This is a genomic window from Methanosaeta sp. UBA458 (assembly GCF_002496085.1).
In the GTDB taxonomy this organism is placed as follows: domain Archaea; phylum Halobacteriota; class Methanosarcinia; order Methanotrichales; family Methanotrichaceae; genus Methanothrix; species Methanothrix soehngenii.
The window spans coordinates 7,389-8,090 of the sequence record NZ_DAIK01000153.1 but is presented as its reverse complement, the minus strand read 5'-3'; the positions used below and the strand labels follow the sequence as shown (position 1 = coordinate 8,090).

Here is a 702-nt window from a genome sequence, read left to right as displayed (position 1 = left end):
CTGTCGAGCACAGGATGAATGCGGTGATGGATCTGGTCACAGAAAATACCGGATTTATCTGCCCGCCCGCGCCCGAGGATCTGGCAGAAGGCCTCCTTTTGGCACTTCAAGAGAGCCCGAGGATGCGTGGGCCCTGCCTGAAGCTGGCGCAGGGCTACGACTGGGAGAGGATCTGCGATCTGGCAGAAAAGATCTATGAGGTGGAGTAGGTCGGTTTGATTGGATTACAAATAACGGATTTTAACCACAAAGAGCACAAAGATCACAAAGGACTCGCAAAGGTTAGTCCAATTCTTGATAGCCCGAAAAACCTTTTGTGCGGGCTTTGTGTCCTTTGTGAGCTTTGTGGTTAATGGCTCTTCGCTGAATTATGTGAGTCAGGCACGGCCGCGGTTATCGTCTCTGTTCCTCTGCGCCTCTGTGGTTGGGTCAAAGCATAGCGGTTCACCACCAAGGCACAAAAGACATAGAGTTTTTCCGATTCAAAGTTCACCCATGCCAAATAGCGAGAGGAGCCAAAATCGATTTATCCCTAATGCAAAAAAATGTAAAATTTGATATGAAATCCAATCCTCATCTCCCAGATCAGCTCGATGAGGTTGAATTATACATATCCACAAATATTGTGATCGTCTCGTTGCTGGCGCTCGCATTGCCAATATTCATATCGTCATCAATCCCGGCGCTCTTCTTCTCTTCGCA

The 702-nt window shown here is 48.1% G+C and carries 1 pseudogene; it reads left to right on the top strand.

Annotated elements, in window-relative coordinates:
- Positions 1-209 (top strand): annotated as a pseudogene (locus BP822_RS11435) (glycosyltransferase family 1 protein); the annotation flags it as partial.
- Positions 210-702 lie beyond the last annotated feature (493 nt).